This is a genomic window from Pandoraea communis, from assembly GCF_902459745.1.
Classification (GTDB): Bacteria; Pseudomonadota; Gammaproteobacteria; order Burkholderiales; family Burkholderiaceae; genus Pandoraea; species Pandoraea communis.
Genome location: NZ_CABPSJ010000010.1, coordinates 1 through 17077 on the forward strand (window position 1 = coordinate 1; position 17077 = coordinate 17077).

Here is a 17077-nt window from a genome sequence, read left to right on the forward strand (position 1 = left end):
GGCAGCTTCGCCAGCGCCGCGAGCATCTGACCGGTTTGATTCGAGTCGTCGTCGATCGCCTGCTTGCCCAGGATCACTAGTTGCGGCTGCTCCTTGTCCACCACCGCCTTGAGCAACTTGGCCACGGCCAGCGGTTGCAGTTCTTCATCCGATTCGATCAGAATCGCGCGATCCGCGCCGATGGCCAGCGCCGTGCGCAGCGTCTCCTGCGATTGCGCAACGCCCGCCGACACCGCGATCACCTCCGTCGCCACGCCCGCTTCCTTCAGGCGCACCGCTTCTTCCACCGCGATTTCGTCGAACGGATTCATCGACATCTTCACGTTCGCGATATCGACGCCGCTGCCGTCGCTCTTCACCCGAACCTTTACGTTGTAATCCACTACCCGTTTGACCGGTACCAGGATCTTCATGCGCAACTCCCTTGAATCAGAAAAACCGGGAGGCGGGCCGACTCGACGGCGCTCGCCCCCTGAGAAGATACGAACTTACTCGATCTCGCGCCCTTTCGTCTCGGGCAACAAGAAGGCGGTGACCAGCACGACAAGATAGGCACCGCCGGCGAACATACCGATGGCAGTTCCCAGGCCACTGGTCTTGGCCAGATAGCCGACCAGACTCGGGAACAGCGCGCCGATGCCGCGCCCGAAGTTATACGCGAAGCCCTGCCCGTTGGCACGCACCGCCGACGGAAACAACTCGGTCAGATAAGCGCCCATGCCACTGAAGATGCCCGATGCGGCGAAACCCAGCGGAAAACCGAGAATCAGCATCTGGTCGTTGCTCAGTTGGAACTGCGTGTAAGCATAGATACTCGCCCCCGACAGCACGGCGAAGATCAGCAGGTTCGCGCGTCGCCCCAGACGGTCGGTCAGATACGCGCCCGTCAAATAGCCGATGAAAGACCCCAGAATGATCACGAGCAAATAGCCGCCGGTGCCGATGACCGAGAGATGACGCTCGGTCTTCAGGAACGTCGGCAGCCATGTCGTCACGGCGTAGTACCCGCCCTGCACGCCGGTGCACAGCAACGCCGAGAGCGCCGTGGTCTTGATGAGTGACGGCGAGAAAATCGCCCACGCCGAGGTGCGCTTGGCCGCGTGCGCCTCCTGCTTGCGCGTGCGCTCGAACAGTTCCGGCTCCGGCACGTTCTTACGAATGAAGAGCACGAACAGCGCCGGGATCACGCCAATCCAGAACAACACGCGCCAAGCGTACTCCTCAGGCAACAACGAGAACGACGCCGTGTAACACAGCGCCGCCACCGCCCAGCCGATGGCCCAGCCGCTTTGCACAGTGCCGACGGCACGCCCGCGATACTCGGTGCGCACGATTTCGCCCATGAGCACCGAGCCGACTGCCCATTCGCCGCCGAAGCCCAGCCCCTGCAAGGCACGCAGCACGAAAATCTGTTCGAAATTCTGCGCAAAGCCGATCAGGACCGTGCAGACGGAGAACCACAGAATCGTCGCTTGCAGAATGCGCACACGGCCGAAGCGGTCGGCAAGCACGCCCGCCACCCAGCCGCCGATGGCCGAGAACAATAGCGTAATGGTGGCCAGCATGCCGGCCTGCGCCTTGTCGATACTGAACACGGTGATCAGCGTCGTGATCACGAAGGTGAATACCATGAAGTCGAGCGCGTCGAGCGCCCAACCGCCAAACGCCGCAATAAAAGTGCGCCGCTCGGTCTTATTCATCTGGCGATACCAATCCATCTTGTCTCCTCCTCTTGTCCCTGCTGAATTGCGAGAGCGCGACATGCGCCCGGATAGGATAAAAATCAGTGGCGAAAAGCGTCAGTACATCGGGCGGCAATACCGCCGCCCGCGACGCCGCATACGCCGGTGCATCGTCAAACCGTTGCCGGGAACCCGTACAGACGTGCCGGGTTGTCCACCAGAATGCGACGCCGCGTATCGGCGTCGGGCGCCCATTGCGGCAGCAGATTGCGCAACGCGCCCGTGTTCGGCATGCGCGTGAGCGACACATGCGGCCAGTCGCTTCCCCAGACCATGCGGTCGGGGGCGTCTTCGATCAAGGCTTGCGCGAAGGGGGTCACGTCGTCGAACGACGGGAAACGCTCGCTGATGCGATAGGCCCCCGAGAGCTTGACCCAATAGCCGTGGTCGCGAACGAGCGAGCGCAGCGCCGAGAAGCCAGGCGCGTCGAGCCCTTGCGCAACCGGCGTGTGTCCCATGTGATCGACAATGCCCGGCACCGGCAGCTTCGTCATGCGCGGCATAAGTTCGGGCAACGCGTTCACATCCATCAGGAATTGCATATGCCAGCCAAGATCCTTGATGCGGTGCGCCAGCGCTTCCATCGCCGTGAAGCCGATACCGCCGCCGAACAACACGTTGATACGCAAGCCGCGAACACCTGCCGCGTGCATCGCTTCGAGTTCGGCATCGGTCACATCCGGCGAAACCACGGCGATGCCACGCAGGCGATCGTTGTGACGGCGCAGCGTCTCGAGCATGTAGCGGTTGTCCGTGCCGTAGACACTGATCTGCACGAGCACGCCGTAGGTCATGCCCGTGGCGTCGAGCATCGAGAGGTACTTGTCTTCGGGCGCGGGTGGCGGCGTATAGCTACGCTCGGGCACCATGGGATACGCGTCGCTTGCGGCAACCACATGCGCATGCGTGTCGACGGCACCGAACGGCACGTCGAAGGTGGGTGGATCAATCTCTGGCAGCGGGCCAAGGCACAGCGGCGCTCCGGCGGCAGGCGTTACGGTCATGTCGACTCCTCAGGAGGCGCGAGGGCGACAGTCACAAACGTCGGGCTCACGCCGGGGGGGTAAATCAGATCGGGCACCGCCACTGCCGGCACCCGTCAGAAGGCAGCCGCTTACAGCAGCTTGCCCGGATTCATAATGCCGGCCGGATCGAAGACGGCCTTGATCTCGCGCATCAGCCGCAGCTCCAGCGGCGACTTGTACTTCGCAAAGTACTCGCGCTTGAGTTGCCCGATGCCATGCTCGGCGCTGATGCTGCCACCGAAGCGCGCCACTTCGTCGAGCACTTCGGCGGTGATCGCCTCGCCATGTCTGACCATGAAGTCCGCCACTTCACCCGCCGGGCGCGACAGGTTGTAATGCAGATTGCCGTCGCCAAAGTGACCGAAGATGAACGGCCGCACTTGCGGGCAAACGCGTCGCACACGCACCTCGGCGCTCGTCATGAATTCCGGAATGGCTTCGATCGGCAGCGAGATATCGTGCTTGAGATGCTGGCCGTCTGCGCGTTGCGCCTCTGAGATTTCCTCGCGCAACTTCCACATTTCCTCGACCTGCCCCAGCGTCGACGACACCACGGCATCCGCACACAGATCACGCTCGATGGCCGTCTCGATCACACGCTCCAGCAAGGCGGCCAACGATTGTTCGTCGGCCGTGTCGGCCAGTTCGATCAGCACATAACCGGCGTGACGCTCGTTGAACGGCGCACGCACACCGGGCACATGTGCCATCACCAGATCGACGCACTCGCCCGTGAAGAACTCGAACGCCTGCATGCGCGGGCCGCATTCGGCAAACAGCAACTCATACAGTTCCAGCGCCTGACGCGGCGACGTCACCGCCGCGATCACGACCTGACGAACGGGTGTCGGTGCGTAGAGGCGAAGCGCCGCCGCCGTTATCACCCCCAGCGTGCCTTCCGAGCCGATCAGCAACTGCTTGAGGTCGTAGCCGGTATTGTCCTTGCGCAGCGTACGCAGGCCATGCAGGATTTCACCGTTCGGCAGCACGGCTTCCACGCCGAGTACGAGTTCGCGCGTCATGCCGTAGCGAACGACGTTCACCCCGCCGGCGTTCGTCGCCAGATTGCCGCCAAGCTGGCATGAGCCTTCGGCCGCGAGACTGAGCGGCAACAGACGATTCGCGTCGCGTGCCGCGCGTTGAAGGTCTTCGAGAATGCAGCCCGCTTCAGCGACCAACGTGTTGGCGATGGTGTCCAGACTACGCACGGCATTCATGCGATCCAGGCTGAGTACCACGTTCTGCGTGGAGGTGTCGGGCGTCGCGCCGCCGCACAGGCCCGTATTGCCGCCGCGCGGCACGACCGGCGTCGCCGTGCTCTGACAAAGCGCGAGAACTTTTGCGACGTCCTCCGTCGTTCGCGGACGCACGACGGCCTGAGCGTTGCCGCGATACATGCCGCGCCAGTCGGCCAGCCACGGGGCCACGTCGTCGGGCGAGGTGAATACACTGTCGGCACCGACAGCGTCGATAAGACGTTGAGCAAAAGCGGAGAGGGTCATAGGATCACGCGTCGGGGGGGTTACGGTGCAGAAGATGGCATCTGACGAGGGTCAGGCCCGGGTCGGCGCAATGGCGCCAGTGATGACGTCGCGTCCAGGCAGCGTCAGCCCCAGACGCGCCGAAGCACGCAGCAGATGCGAGAGCGACGCCGCGCGCGCCAGCAACGGGTCGCGTGCCTTGATGGCGTTGAACACGGCCACGTGCTCCTGATGCACCTGCGCGGCGAGCCCTTCGTGACGCAGCGTGTTCGTGCGCGCCGCCTGCACGACCTGCCGGATTTGCAGGTTCAGATACTGCAAAAGGTCAGCGTAGTAACGGTTATGCGTGGCGCGCGCAATGGCGGCGTGAAACGCGGTGTCGTACTCCACCCCGTTGTCCGCGTGATACAGATTCGTTTCCAGCTTTTCCAGAATGTCGGCGAGCCGGCGAATGTCTTCGTCGGTATGACGAACCGCGGCGAGCGCCGCCGCGGTGCTCTCCAGATCGAGTCGCAATTCGTAGACGCTGGCGAGATCCGCCGCGTCTTGCCCGACGGGAACCTGAAAACCGCTGGACGGCGTGCGCGCCTTTACGGTCACCCCCGCCCCCTGCCGGCTATCGATCAGGCCCTGCGAGCGCAAACGCTCCGTGACCTCACGGATCACCGCCTGACTCACCCCGTACGTTTCGGAGAGTTGCTTGCCGGTCGGCAACTTCGTGCCGACGGGATAGGTGCCCTGCCGGATAGCGTCCTGCAACTGCTGCGCAACCTGCTCGGTCAGGGTCTTGGGCTTGGTCGTCATCCTCTCGCGGCATCTCATATTTTTCTGGTTTGCATGTTATATGAAAACTTTGAGCATTCACCACCGAGTTAACCCTTAGACTCCCGCACCATGAATGACAAAGGCGGCGGGGAGTCTTGCTCCGCCACCGCCTTTTTTTGCTGCGTTGCGACGCTCAGAAACCGATCAGCGCTTCCGTGACGTGGCTCACGTTCGGTGGCGCGGCGAAGCAATCGCTCACGAGCGCGCGCCATTGCTGGAAGGCTTCGGAGTTGCGGAAGTGGACGGTGTGGTCTTCGAGCGTTTCCCACGTCACCACCAAACTGTAGTGGGTCGGCTGCTCGATGGACTTGAGCAGACGCATGCCGTGGCAGCCTTTCGAGCCCTTGAACAGCGGTGCGGCTTTCGCCACACCTTGCTCGAACGCGGCTTCGCTGCCGGGCTTCACTTCGATCTGGGCAATTTCAAAGATCATCGGATTTCCTAGAGGGTTTGGGTGTAGTGGTGCGAGTGTCGATCCTGTTGTCGTCGCACGAAGGCGCCGCGAGAACGCTCGATTCTATACCGCACATTCGTGTGATGCATCGCATGCGACCCCCCCCCCCCCCCCCCGTAACCATTCCGCATTTTCCACTTGCGTCACTCGCGTCTGCGCACGGACTTCGGTCATCCGTCGGCCACACAGCACCATGAGCGTGCAGTCCGCCACCCCATTTCCACCTCACCTGACAAAACATCAATACAAATCAAACACCTGGAAAATGCTGGCATCGCTCTTGCTTATCTTCTTTCTTCTTCATGTTTGCACCAAAAGAGCACATTCATGCCCAATTCCAATACACCCGGCGACGTGCTGTTCCTTCTGCTCGGCGCGATCCTGGTGCTTGCCATGCACGCCGGCTTTGCGTTTCTCGAACTCGGCACCGTCCGCAAGAAGAATCAGGTCAACGCCCTGGTCAAGATCCTGACCGACTTTGCCGTCTCCGGACTCGCGTACTTCTTTATCGGTTATCCGCTGGCGTACGGCGTCGACTTCTGGTCGAGCGCCACGGTGCTGTCCGAACACAACGGCTACGCGCTGATTCGCTTCTTCTTCCTGCTGACGTTTGCGGCCGCGATTCCCGCCATCGTCTCAGGCGGCATTGCCGAACGTGCGAAGTTTCACCCTCAGTCGGTGGCAACCTTCTTCCTTGTCGGCGTGATCTATCCGTTCTTCGAGGGCATTGCGTGGAACGGACATCTCGGCATTCAGGACTGGCTCACGCGTGTCTTGGGTGCGCCCTTTCACGATTTCGCAGGCTCGGTGGTCGTGCATGCGGTCGGCGGCTGGATCGGGCTGGCGGCAGTGCTGCATCTCGGCGCACGCCGGGGACGCTACAACGGGCAGGGGCAAGTGGCCGCGCATCCGCCGTCGTCGATCCCCTTCCTGGCCCTCGGCGCGTGGATTCTGATCGTCGGCTGGTTCGGTTTCAACGTGATGAGCGCGCAGCGTGTGGGCGGCATCTCCGGGCTGGTCGCGGTCAACTCGCTCATGGCGATGGTCGGCGGCACCCTCGTGGCGATGTGGATCGGCAAGGATGACCCCGGCTTCGTTCACAACGGCCCGCTCGCGGGGCTGGTCGCCGTGTGTGCCGGTTCGGACGTCATGCATCCGCTCGGCGCCCTCGTCGTGGGCGCCGTCGCAGGCGGCCTGTTCGTGTGGCTCTTCACGGTGACGCAGAACCGGCTGCGCATCGACGACGTGCTCGGCGTCTGGCCGTTGCATGGCGTGTGCGGCATCTGGGGAGGACTGGCGGCAGGCATCTTCGGACAGACGGCACTCGGCGGACTGGGCGGCGTGAGCTTCGTCGCGCAGGTTGCCGGGACGGTGATGGGCGTGGCGATTGCCTTCGCCGGAGGTTACGTCGTGTACGGCATCATCAAGCGCAGCGTCGGTCTGCGGCTCGACGACGAACAGGAGTACTACGGCGCCGACCTCTCGATCCACAAGATCACCGCGACACCGGAACGCGAGACGAACTGGTAAGTGCGCCAGTGAAGACAAACAATCATTGTTTGCCTTCGTGCGGCAGCGCGACGCGCTGCCGCCACCGACTCAGACCCGAGTCGATTCGACGTCGATGTGCGCAACACCGGACCGTGTGCGCGTCACACCCGCCGGGTCGTCCGGCGGCGATTCGACATCGCGCGCCGCTCCCGCGCACGATGACGACGACACCGCCCGCTCCAGCAGCGCCGAACTCCAGTGCTGATACAGCAGCAATAGCCGATACGACGCGCGCGCCGGGGTTGCAACGCCCCACCGCCACGCGTCGCCCGTCCAGCGATGTCCCCAAGGACTCTCCCCCGGGTTCAGGCTCAGATAGTTGATGCCGTCGACGCATGACGTATGGCATAGCACGCCGAACCGCTCGCAAGCGCAATCGATCTCGCTTGCCGTCAACGACTCGCCCGAAGCGAGTAAGTGCTCGCGCAGCACGTCGTGCGATGCGATCTTCGTCAGGAGCGGCGTGTCGCAGTGCGCGCAGAGCTGCGTCATGCGCGCTACGCGGTGAAGCACCGCCGTCTGGTCCGCAGCAGGCACGTCTGCGAGCCGCGCACAAAGCAACCGCCACCGATGCGTCAAGTCTTGTGCGTCAAGCGTGAACGCGGTATTGCGCGCCCATGTGCCCAGCAGACTCGTCACTGCGCGACAGGAATCGAGCATGAGACCCGCCACGCGCAAGATGCCCCGGTAGCCGTTGATTTCGGCCGGCGGACTCGTGAACCACGACGGCGCCCAGAGCCCCAGTCGCGCGGGCGGTATCGCCGTATTGGCAAATGTGAAAAGCGTCGCCACGTCGCGAGCCCGCGTGAGCGCGCCTAACGTGTTGCGCCACGATGCAGGTTCCGTCGGCGGCGGCATCGCGACACACGCCTCCAGCAACCGGCACCCCGCGTCCATGCGTTTGAGCACTTCGTCGACCGCGTGATGACGAATCAGCGTCGGCGAACCGAGCGACTGCGTGATCACCCCCTTCGCGCCCTCGAACGCCAGCAGCGTCCAGTCGGCCCAGGGCACCCCGAATGGCGTGTTCGCTAGCGCAGCACCGCGAACGGTGGCTTGCGGGCCGTCACCCTCCGTTGCCCCCTGTTGATGAAAGCACGCGGCGATGATCGCGAGCATCGACAGATTGCCGACCAGGGACAACGCGTCGCGCGCCCCTCGAAAGTGCCACCCCCGGTCGCCCGTCGCGGCGATCGTCTCGAGCCATTGCGCAATATCGCGGTGCACCTGCTCGACCGCGATGCCGCCGGAGATGAAAAGGCCGGGAGCCGCGAGCGCGGCGTCGCCGTGAGTGGGCGCCAACATCGCTTCGACCTGCGCCAGCGTGTCGCCCAGACGCGCATCTCGCTTGTGTGCAAGATCGAACTCCTTGCGGTAGAAGTGCTGACATGGCCCGGTACTCACCCACAATCCCGCCCACGCTTGGGCAAATGCACGCGCCAGCTCAGGGTCGATACGAGGCGACGCGTCGATGCCGTTGCGCCGTGCGTTGCGGGCCGCGTTAGCTGTTCGCTCCAGACCTTCGCCAAGCCCATTTGCCCCGGAGCGATGCTGCACCGACGCCTCATGTATGTCCGCCAGATCAATGTCTGGCGTCGTGCGCCTGCTGACGTTCCCACCGTTTGCGCCTACACCGTTCGGGTACCCCATCGCTCCCTCCCACATCGTCGCCGCCGGGCGTGCCGGCAAACCGTCGACTATAGACAGGCGGTGCCGAACGCGTAGCACCCCGTCGAGCGGACACGCACGCCGGCCCCGGCAATCCGGTCTCGACGGCACCGAACGTCGCGCACAGCCCCCTCCCCAGCGAGTACCCACTTACGCAGCTTGCACAAGCGCGGGAATGCCCCCCCCTCTCGCCAAGTGCCAATGCGGCGCGGTAGACTTTCGCCAAACCTGACATCTGCGGCCCTGTTTGCGCGCTTTGGCGAGTCCCCACTTCGCTGACATCGCTGCGAAGCCAGTGTGCCGATGCCACCCCTGCCAATCGGCCAACGATCACGACCTTTCGACGGCCCAACGCGAGCGCACCTGTCGCGCCCCCTAGCTCCTTATGTCCAACACCCCTTCTCAAGCGTCTGCCGCCACCGCGCTTCCCCTCGTCCCGCTCACACCCGACGAGATACCGCTGGGAGAAGCCCTGCCCTGGGCTATCGTCGATCAAAACGGAGAACCGTTGCTCGCCGAAGGCGACATGATTCCCACGCAGGCCGGACGCGACTGGCTCTTCACCTCGTTCGCGCCGCACCGGGTGGCGAATCTCGGCGAAGACGACGCGACGCTGGCCGACGTGGCTCCGTCACCGGTGCCGGCCACCGGCGAGCCAACGTCCGCCACTGGGACACCCCCACCGCAGTACGCGCTCACCGACCTCAATCTGCGCCCCGGCGACTGGCTACAAATTCAATTGCCGCCAGGGGCCGGATCGCAGCGGGTGCGCACGCGCGTCATTGGTCATGCACCGAATCAGATGCTGTTCGTCACGGCGCCGACCGGCCGCACTGCGCCTCCCGCCTTGCAAGTGAGCGAGCGGCTTGAACTGTGGACTTTCTCGGGGGAGGACATTTACCACTTCGTCTGTACCGTCGAACGTGTCGAGCGAGCGCCGTTCGATTACGCCATTCTCTCGGCACCCGCGCAAATTCGCCGCAAGGTACTGCGCCGTTCGCAACGCGTGTCTGCGAAGCTGATCGCGTCGGTCGTCGCGGGTGAGGCGCGTCACCTCGCATTGCTACAGGACGTGAGCGCCGAAGGCGTTTCACTGCTGGCGGACACATCGCTTGGCGCACCCGGCGAAAGCATGCAACTGGCGTTTCGCGTGCGTGTCGGTGATATCGACATGCCCATCGACGCCGCCGGCACGATTCGCGGCGTTCACCAAGGCGATGACGGAAGCTATCTTCACGGCATCGAATTGCCCGTGCTCGAACCCTCGCATTACGTCGCACTGAAGTGCTACGTCTATGAGCGCCTGCTCGCGCTCGGGGGGGCCTGATGGCAAAGCCGAAGTCTGTGCCGGCCGAGCGGCCCCGCACACTCGCCAGTCAGACACTTTTCCGCGGTCTCGATATCGTGGAAGCGGTCGCCGCCGGCATCGACACCGTGCCGGCCCTCTGCGCGCACACCGGCATCACGCCGTCGACGACGCATCGCATTGCATCGGCCCTGGTGCACGCGGGGTATTTGCGATTCGAACCGCGTCGCGGTTATCGCCTGGGCAACAAGCTCATCGAGTTGGGTTTTCTCGCGTATCGTCAGATCGACTTGCCGCGTGTCGCCCGGCCGACGCTGGAGCAGTTGGCGAGCGAGACGCAGGACACCGTGCATCTGGCCGTCGCCGATGGCTGGGAGGTGATGTACCTCGACAAATTGCCGGGGCAACGCGCCGTGGAAATCAGCTCGCGCATCGGCGGTCGCAAGCCGATCTGCGTGACCGGCGTGGGTAAGGCGCTGCTGCTCGATCAGGACAAAGCGCAATGGCAGGCGCAGCTCGAGCACTATCAGGCGGAGCGGCCCTCGCATCCGATCGACACGGCGGCATGGCTCGCTCGCATGCATGACTATGCCCGCCACGGTTACGCCTTCGATCTGGAAGACGACACCCCGCAGATCCGCTGCGTAGCGGCCCCGGTGTACGACGCAAGCCAACATATCGTGGCCGCCATCAGTGTCTCGAGTACGACCAAGTACATGAGCCGCGAGCGCATGCAGGAACTCGTGCCACGCGTGAAAGACGCCGCGGCACAGATCAGCCGTCAGCTCGGGTGGTCCGGCAGCGCACGCTGATTCCCGTCATCGACAGACGAAAAAAGCCGGCCCCTGCCTAAAGAGGCGGGGGCCGGCATCGCTACCGCGTCGGAGATGCTACGTCAGGCAGCGCGACGCTTGAGCAGATCGAGCGCAACGTCGACGATCATGTCCTCCTGACCGCCCACCATGCGACGCTGCCCCAGCTCGACGAGAATGTCGACGGTCTTGAGGTCATAGCGTGCCGCAGCAGCTTCGGCGTGACGCAGGAAGCTCGAGTACACACCGGCGTAGCCGAGTGCCAGCGTCTCACGGTCCACCCGCACGGCACGATCTTGCAGCGGACGCACGATGTCATCGGCCGCGTCCATCAGCGTGTACAGATCGCAGCCGTGGTTCCAGCCCAGACGCGACGCCGCCGCGATGAACACTTCCAGCGGCGCGTTCCCCGCGCCTGCCCCCATGCCCGCAAGGCTGGCGTCGATGCGATCGCAGCCCTCTTCCACGGCCACGATGGAGTTCGCCACCCCCAGGCTCAGGTTGTGGTGGGCGTGCATGCCCGTAAGCGTCTCGGGCTTGAGCACATCCTTGAATGCGCGGAAGCGGTCTCGCACATCGTTCATGCCCAGTGCACCGCCCGAATCGACCACATAGATGCAGGTCGCGCCGTACGACTCCATCAGTTTGGCCTGTTCGGCCAGATGCTGAGGCGTGGTCATGTGGCTCATCATCAGGAAGCCGACGGTATCCATGCCCAACTCGCGCGCGTATGCAATGTGCTGGCGGGAGACGTCGGCTTCGGTGCAGTGCGTTGCGACACGAACCACGCGAGCGCCGGCGTCGTAGGCTTCGCGCAGATCGTGCACGGTACCCACGCCCGGCAGTAACAGCGTGGCGACCTTGGCATGCGTCACGGTCTCCGCTACGGCAGCGATCCACTCGAGATCGGTGTGTGCGCCAAAGCCATAGTTGAAGCTCGAACCGGCGAGGCCGTCGCCGTGCGCCACTTCGATGGAATCGACGCGGGCGGCATCCAGCTCGGCGGCAATCGCCTTCACGTTGGCAATGCTGTACTGGTGACGAATCGCGTGGCTGCCGTCGCGCAGCGTCACGTCGGAGATATAGAGCTTTTTCTGCGTCATGATGGGATGTGTCTCCTGATAGCGCGCGACGTTCAAGCGGCAAGCGCCAGGCGAGTGGCGGCAATACGATCGGCACAGGCCAGCGCGGCGCTGGTCATGATGTCGAGGTTGCCCGCGTAGGCCGGCAAATAATGCGCGGCACCTTCCACTTCGAGGAAGACCGAAGTCTTCAAGCCGGTGAGCTTACCCAGCCCCGGTACGTTCAGCGCCCGCGAAGCGTCGAACAACTCGAACTGCACTTGTTGCTTGAGACGGTAGCCCGGCACGTAGGCATGCACCTTGTCGACCATCGCCTGAATACTGGCTTCGATGGCAGCCTGATCGCCCGGCTCCGACAGCACGAACACCGTATCGCGCATGATGAGCGGCGGCTCGGCCGGGTTCAGCACGATGATCGCCTTGCCGCGCGAGGCACCGCCCAGCACTTCGATCGCCTTCGACGTCGTTTCGGTGAACTCGTCGATATTGGCGCGTGTGCCGGGACCGGCCGACTTGCTCGAGATCGATGCGACGATCTCCGCGTAATGCACCTTCGCCACTTGCGAGATAGCCGCCACCATGGGAATCGTCGCCTGACCGCCGCACGTCACCATGTTGATGTTGCGCGCGTCCAGATGCGCGTCGAGGTTGATCGACGGGATCACGTACGGGCCGATGGCCGCAGGCGTCAGATCGATCACCTGCACGCCGCGCGCTTGCAACAGCGCGTTGTGATGCGCATGCGCCTTGGCCGACGTGGCGTCGAATGCAATGCGAATGTCTTCGAAGCCCGGCATCGCCAGCAGACCGTCGATACCGCCGGCCGTGACCGGCACGCCCAGCCGCTGCGCGCGCGCCAAACCATCCGAGGCCGGATCGATACCGACCATCGCCCCCATTTCCAGATGCTCGCTGTTACGCATCACCTTGATCATCAGGTCGGTGCCAATGTTGCCCGAGCCAATGATCGCCACTTTCTGTTTGTGTCGTTCCGTCACTGTCGTCTCCTGAACGTGTCCGTCCGCCGGTATGAGGCGCATCGTAATTCCGCGACAACTTAAATGTCAATATGTAAACATTGATCTCATATATTGAGATCAACGACGAGCATGGCTTATCCACACTTTTTGTTCACAAGCCCGTTGATAACTTGCGGAAAAGCATGACAAGTCGCTGATTCGACAGGGAAGAATTGCCGCGCGCGAAAGTTGTGCCGTGTGCTGCAAAACAAGGCGTGGCGCGGGTTCAGCCAAGGATGGGTTATCCACAGAATCTGTTTGCAAGCCAGTGGACAACTCGCGGATAGACGACTCAAGTCCTTGATCGGGTGGAGGAAAAATGCGGCGCGCATTTGCTGCGCCCTCCCGGTAACCTATGGAGCGCCAGTCTTCGCGCGGCCCGAGGCGTGCACCACCGGGTCTGCACCGCTCGGTGTTATCCACAGAAAATGTTCACAACCCGGTGAATAACACGTCGATATCCGCGATATCTCATTGACGCAAAAGGACATCTTTGCCGCGCAACAGGTTGGGTCAATCAACGCTTCGTCAGTGAGCATTCGTGCAAAATGACGGCGTTTCGAACTTTTGCGATGACGGTGAGGTCTAGAGAGACTTGAATGCCGGTCACGCGACGCATTGCGGTAATGCCGCCAATGTCCGCCATGTCCCTTTGTCCGCACGATGTCGACACTTGCCGTCGACACGTTTCTCGCAAGAAGACACACTCAACCATGCCTACGAACCCCCGACTCAACGGGCGGCTCGCGCTATCGATTCGACTCGCACCGCTTGCCTCCCCCTGCCGGAAGCCGCCACGCACTCGGCACCGCTCGCTCGCCGCCCTCGGCGCCGCATCGATATTCCTGTCGCCGCTCGCAGCGCAGGCCAACGACGCTCCCGGCGGCATTTCGACCTGGGCCGGCGCCATCGTCGATGAATTCCGCGACGTGGCGACACAAGGCGCAAGCGATCTGTACGTGCCGCTGCATACGCATCACCTGCGCTTCGCGTACACCCGCGAAAAAATCGCCCAGTACAACGAAAACCCGTGGGGGCTCGGCTACGGCCGCGTGCTGTCCGACGGCAAGAACGGCTCACGCATGCTATACGCCATGGCGTTCAAAGATTCGCACAACGACTGGTCGCCAATGGCGGGTTATGGGCGAATCTGGAACATCGCGAATGCCGGCCCAGTTCGATTCGGCCTCGGCTACACCGTCTTTCTGATGTCGCGCTCCGACACGCTCCGCGGCGTGCCCTTCCCTGCCGCGCTGCCCCTCGCAGAAATCGGCGTGGGGCGTGCATCCGTGTCGACCGCCTACGTGCCGGGCGGCAAAGGCAACGGCAACGTGTTGTTCATCTTCGGGCGCTACACGTTCGGCAAGCCGGGCTGAACTCCCTCTTCAACTGGCCGCTCACGTCGGCTTCACGGCCGCTTTCTCATCGGTGGCATCGGTGCCGGATGCCGATTCGGTCATGGTGCGCGCGCACCATGTACCGAATCCGGCGATGTAGCCGTAGGCCAGCGCGGGGACAAGGAACGACAGCACGATCCCGATACTGTCCGCCAGCGCGCCTTGCAGGTACGGCAATATCGCGCCGCCGACAATCGCCATGCAGATCAACCCGCCGCCCTCGCTCACCCGCGCACCGAGCCCGCCCACGGAGAGCGAGAAAATCGTGGGAAACATGATCGCGTTGCCAAGGCCGCAAGCCAGCAACAGCCACATCGCGAACGACGCAGGCAACGCCAGCGACGCGAGAATCAGCGTCAGGTTGTAAAGCGCGCACAGGCTCAAGAGTCGTCCCGCCGACACCTTGCGCAGCAGCCACGCCCCCACGAATCTCCCCACCATCGCCCCACCCCAGTAAAACGCCAGATAACGGCTCGCATGCGCGTGGTCGAGAATGCCCGTGCCCGTTTGCGTCAGGTAGACGATCAGGAAGCTGCCGATACTGACTTCAGCCCCGACATAAAGAAATAGCGCCACGATGCCGTAACGCAATGGACGGTGTGCCATCAAGCTACGTACGTTAACAAGCAAGCCCGGCGATGTGGCATCGGCGGTGGGCCGCTCCGGCAGCGTCAGTCGCCAGAGCACCACACCGCCGATGGCGAGCACCGCGGCGAGCAAGCCGTAGGGACCTCGTACGCTATCGACGGCATGAGCACTGGCTGTCGTTGTCTGCGGCGCGAGGATCCAGAGCGCGGCCAGCGGCGGCCCGACGGTCGTTCCCAGCGAGTTGAACGCTTGCACGAGTGTGAGGCGGCTTGCCGCAGCACCGCGCGAGCCCAAGGTTTCGACATAGGCGTTCACGGCGACTTGCAGCAGGGTAATGCCGCTCGCCAGCACGAAAAGCGCGGCAAGAAAGCAGAGATAGGACGTCAGCGCAGCGGCCGGAAAGAACAGTGCGCAGCCCAGACCCGCCAACCACAGGGAGCTGGCCAGCGCACGTCGATAGCCGACGCGCGCGGTGTATTGCCCCGCCGGGTACGACACCACGAAATAGGCAGCAAAGAAACTGGATTGAATCAGCGCCGCGTCGCGATAGGTCAGGTCGAAGGCCGCCTTGAAATGAGGCACGAGAATATCGTTCAGCGACGTAATGAGCCCCATGGCGAAGAAAAGCGCCGCGAGCATCGCAAGGACGCGATTCACGGACGGCATGGGGGATGTTGGGGAGTCATTGGGAGGGGGTAAATCGGAACGGCCGGGGGCATTCGTGCGATCGACAAGCATGCATGTCTCCAGAAACCAACGGGCAGTGGCTCATTGAATGAGGGGCCAATGCCCGTCAGTGTAGAACGCGCTATCGATGCCGGGATACGGGCGAATTCTCATAATTGCGTGACGCTGCGATGGCATGCGATACGCCGTCGAGCCCCCGTTTCCCCTTGTTTTTCGCTGTTTTCGGCGCTTGTCAGCCGACGTCTTTTGATCGACTATCCGCAGGCATAGGATATGCCGCCACATTCGAGGAAACATCATGCGGGGTTTCAGTTCTTTAAGGATCGCGACGGGATGGCTCGTCGCGGGCATGCTCGGCCTGGCCGCGCAGGCACAGGCACAGTCCGGTGGCGCGTCGCGCGCTCCGGTCGCCGCGTGCAATTGCGCGCAGATCATTGCCGACTGCTCGGCCTCCGTGTCGGTGGTCCCGACACGCGCCACCAACAGTGTTTTCTCCGCCGACGTCGTGCTGCAAACCGACGCCCCCTCGTGCGCCAGGGTCGACTATCAGCTCGACGACACGCCTTACGTCACGATTTTGCGTGACGGCGCTCAGGGCGGGCAGCGGCTCTATGGTACGCGTCCGCTAACGCGCAACAGTCTCTCTCACATGTCGTGTCATGTGTGCGCAGCGGCCTCTGCACCGGTGCCGAACGATGGCCTGCCACCCGATATGGCGCGTGTGGACGGTGCACCAGGCACGTTCAGCGCGGCGCCCGCCGCAGTGCAACCGTCGCCCGGCAACACCAGCACTTACGCACCGCCCGCTGCTGCGTCGCAAAATGCCGCTATCGCGGCGACGGCCCCGCAAACCAGCACCCCGCTGCCGAGCGCCATTGGCGACACGCCGGGGCTGAACGCGGTGAACGCCACGAGCGCCGGCTCGCCGGAAGTCGCACGCGACGTCGCGGCAATCGATGCGCCGCCGCCCGCAGGGGCCACGCTCGTCACACCGCCGATCGCCCCAGGCACCGCTGCGCAGGCCGGCGCGCCAGCACCGTTGCGCGTCGTGAATCCGTCGGGACGCTGGCGTGGTCTGTGCACAAACGCACCGCCGTGGTGGGGTTTTTGGGGCTCGCCGATGACACGGCTGATGGCGCTTGCACTCAACGGCGCGCAAGTCACCGGCAGTATCGACGACGTCGAACCGAACATTCACACCTCCGTGCAGGGCACGCTTGCGGGTGATCGTCTGCAACTCGCAGGCAGCTATGGCGCGAAGCACAACATCACTTTTGGCCCCGACGGCACGACGCTCACCGACGCTTGGTGCAACGGCGATGGCCGTTGCGAAACCTGCGAAATGCAGCGTTTCTAAGGGTTTCGGGGCCTTCGAGGTGGATAGCGATGCCTGATACGCGCACAAAAATCGCGTAAAAAAATCCGGCGAAACCCGCGAAG

At 63.4% G+C, this 17077-nt stretch carries 15 protein-coding genes; 5 read left to right on the forward strand and 10 right to left on the reverse strand.

Going from position 1 to position 17077, the window contains the following annotated elements:
• From PCO31110_RS25090 to PCO31110_RS25115, 6 genes are all read right to left on the reverse strand, one after another.
• Positions 1–413 (reverse strand): electron transfer flavoprotein subunit beta/FixA family protein (locus tag PCO31110_RS25090; RefSeq protein ID WP_150691721.1); only part of this gene is annotated, 413 nt, incomplete at its 3' end.
• A gap of 75 nt (positions 414–488) precedes the next feature.
• Entirely contained in the window at positions 489–1718 is a 1230-nt protein-coding gene (locus PCO31110_RS25095) for an MFS transporter (RefSeq protein WP_010805283.1), read from the reverse strand.
• A gap of 137 nt (positions 1719–1855) precedes the next feature.
• Positions 1856–2746, reverse strand: coding sequence for an amidohydrolase family protein (locus tag PCO31110_RS25100; protein WP_010805284.1), 891 nt, complete (start codon positions 2744–2746; stop codon positions 1856–1858).
• Between the two features lie 110 nt (positions 2747–2856).
• Complete coding sequence (locus tag PCO31110_RS25105) at positions 2857–4269, reverse strand: FAD-binding oxidoreductase (protein ID WP_010805285.1); 1413 nt, start codon at positions 4267–4269, stop codon at positions 2857–2859.
• Positions 4270–4320: 51 nt separating this feature from the next.
• Positions 4321–5052 carry a FadR/GntR family transcriptional regulator gene (locus tag PCO31110_RS25110; protein WP_010805286.1) on the reverse strand — a complete coding sequence of 244 codons (732 nt, stop codon included), beginning with the start codon at positions 5050–5052 and terminating at the stop codon, positions 4321–4323.
• A gap of 154 nt (positions 5053–5206) precedes the next feature.
• Positions 5207–5506 (reverse strand): antibiotic biosynthesis monooxygenase family protein, encoded by a 300-nt coding sequence (locus PCO31110_RS25115; RefSeq protein WP_150691722.1) that lies wholly within the window; start codon positions 5504–5506, stop codon positions 5207–5209.
• Positions 5507–5854: 348 nt separating this feature from the next.
• Between PCO31110_RS25115 and PCO31110_RS25120 the strand changes: the two genes are divergently transcribed.
• On the forward strand, positions 5855–7057 hold the full coding sequence (locus tag PCO31110_RS25120) for an ammonium transporter (RefSeq protein WP_010805288.1): 1203 nt from the start codon (positions 5855–5857) through the stop codon (positions 7055–7057).
• Positions 7058–7126: 69 nt separating this feature from the next.
• Here the strand turns inward: PCO31110_RS25120 and PCO31110_RS25125 are convergent, their stop codons facing one another.
• On the reverse strand, positions 7127–8728 hold the full coding sequence (locus PCO31110_RS25125; RefSeq protein WP_150691723.1) for a hypothetical protein: 1602 nt from the start codon (positions 8726–8728) through the stop codon (positions 7127–7129).
• Between the two features lie 403 nt (positions 8729–9131).
• Here PCO31110_RS25125 and PCO31110_RS25130 point away from each other — a divergent pair, with 403 nt between their 5' ends.
• Together PCO31110_RS25130 and PCO31110_RS25135 are read left to right on the forward strand one after the other, a co-directional pair.
• Positions 9132–10073 carry a flagellar brake protein gene (locus PCO31110_RS25130; RefSeq protein ID WP_150691724.1) on the forward strand — a complete coding sequence of 314 codons (942 nt, stop codon included), beginning with the start codon at positions 9132–9134 and terminating at the stop codon, positions 10071–10073.
• Entirely contained in the window at positions 10073–10864 is a 792-nt protein-coding gene (locus PCO31110_RS25135; protein WP_010805291.1) for an IclR family transcriptional regulator, read from the forward strand. The genes PCO31110_RS25130 and PCO31110_RS25135 overlap by 1 nt, the downstream gene beginning before the upstream one ends.
• Before the next feature lie 83 nt (positions 10865–10947).
• Here PCO31110_RS25135 and dmpG read toward each other — a convergent pair whose 3' ends face one another.
• Both dmpG and PCO31110_RS25145 read right to left on the reverse strand, forming a co-directional pair.
• Positions 10948–11967 (reverse strand): 4-hydroxy-2-oxovalerate aldolase, encoded by a 1020-nt coding sequence (dmpG, locus tag PCO31110_RS25140; RefSeq protein WP_150691725.1) that lies wholly within the window; start codon positions 11965–11967, stop codon positions 10948–10950.
• 32 nt (positions 11968–11999) lie between these two features.
• Positions 12000–12944 carry an acetaldehyde dehydrogenase (acetylating) gene (locus PCO31110_RS25145; protein ID WP_010805293.1) on the reverse strand — a complete coding sequence of 315 codons (945 nt, stop codon included), beginning with the start codon at positions 12942–12944 and terminating at the stop codon, positions 12000–12002.
• Between the two features lie 734 nt (positions 12945–13678).
• On the opposite strand from PCO31110_RS25145, the gene pagP reads away from it, so the two are divergent.
• Positions 13679–14341: a lipid IV(A) palmitoyltransferase PagP gene (gene pagP, locus PCO31110_RS25150; protein ID WP_174979783.1), complete on the forward strand. Its 663-nt coding sequence runs from the start codon at positions 13679–13681 to the stop codon at positions 14339–14341.
• A gap of 21 nt (positions 14342–14362) precedes the next feature.
• On the opposite strand, the gene PCO31110_RS25155 is transcribed toward pagP, so the two are convergent.
• Positions 14363–15616: a sugar MFS transporter gene (locus PCO31110_RS25155; RefSeq protein WP_010805295.1), complete on the reverse strand. Its 1254-nt coding sequence runs from the start codon at positions 15614–15616 to the stop codon at positions 14363–14365.
• Between the two features lie 319 nt (positions 15617–15935).
• On the opposite strand from PCO31110_RS25155, the gene PCO31110_RS25160 reads away from it, so the two are divergent.
• The gene (locus PCO31110_RS25160) at positions 15936–16994 is read left to right on the forward strand and encodes a hypothetical protein (protein ID WP_150691727.1); all 1059 of its coding nucleotides are present in this window, start codon (positions 15936–15938) and stop codon (positions 16992–16994) included.
• The last annotated feature ends 83 nt before the right edge of the window (positions 16995–17077 follow it).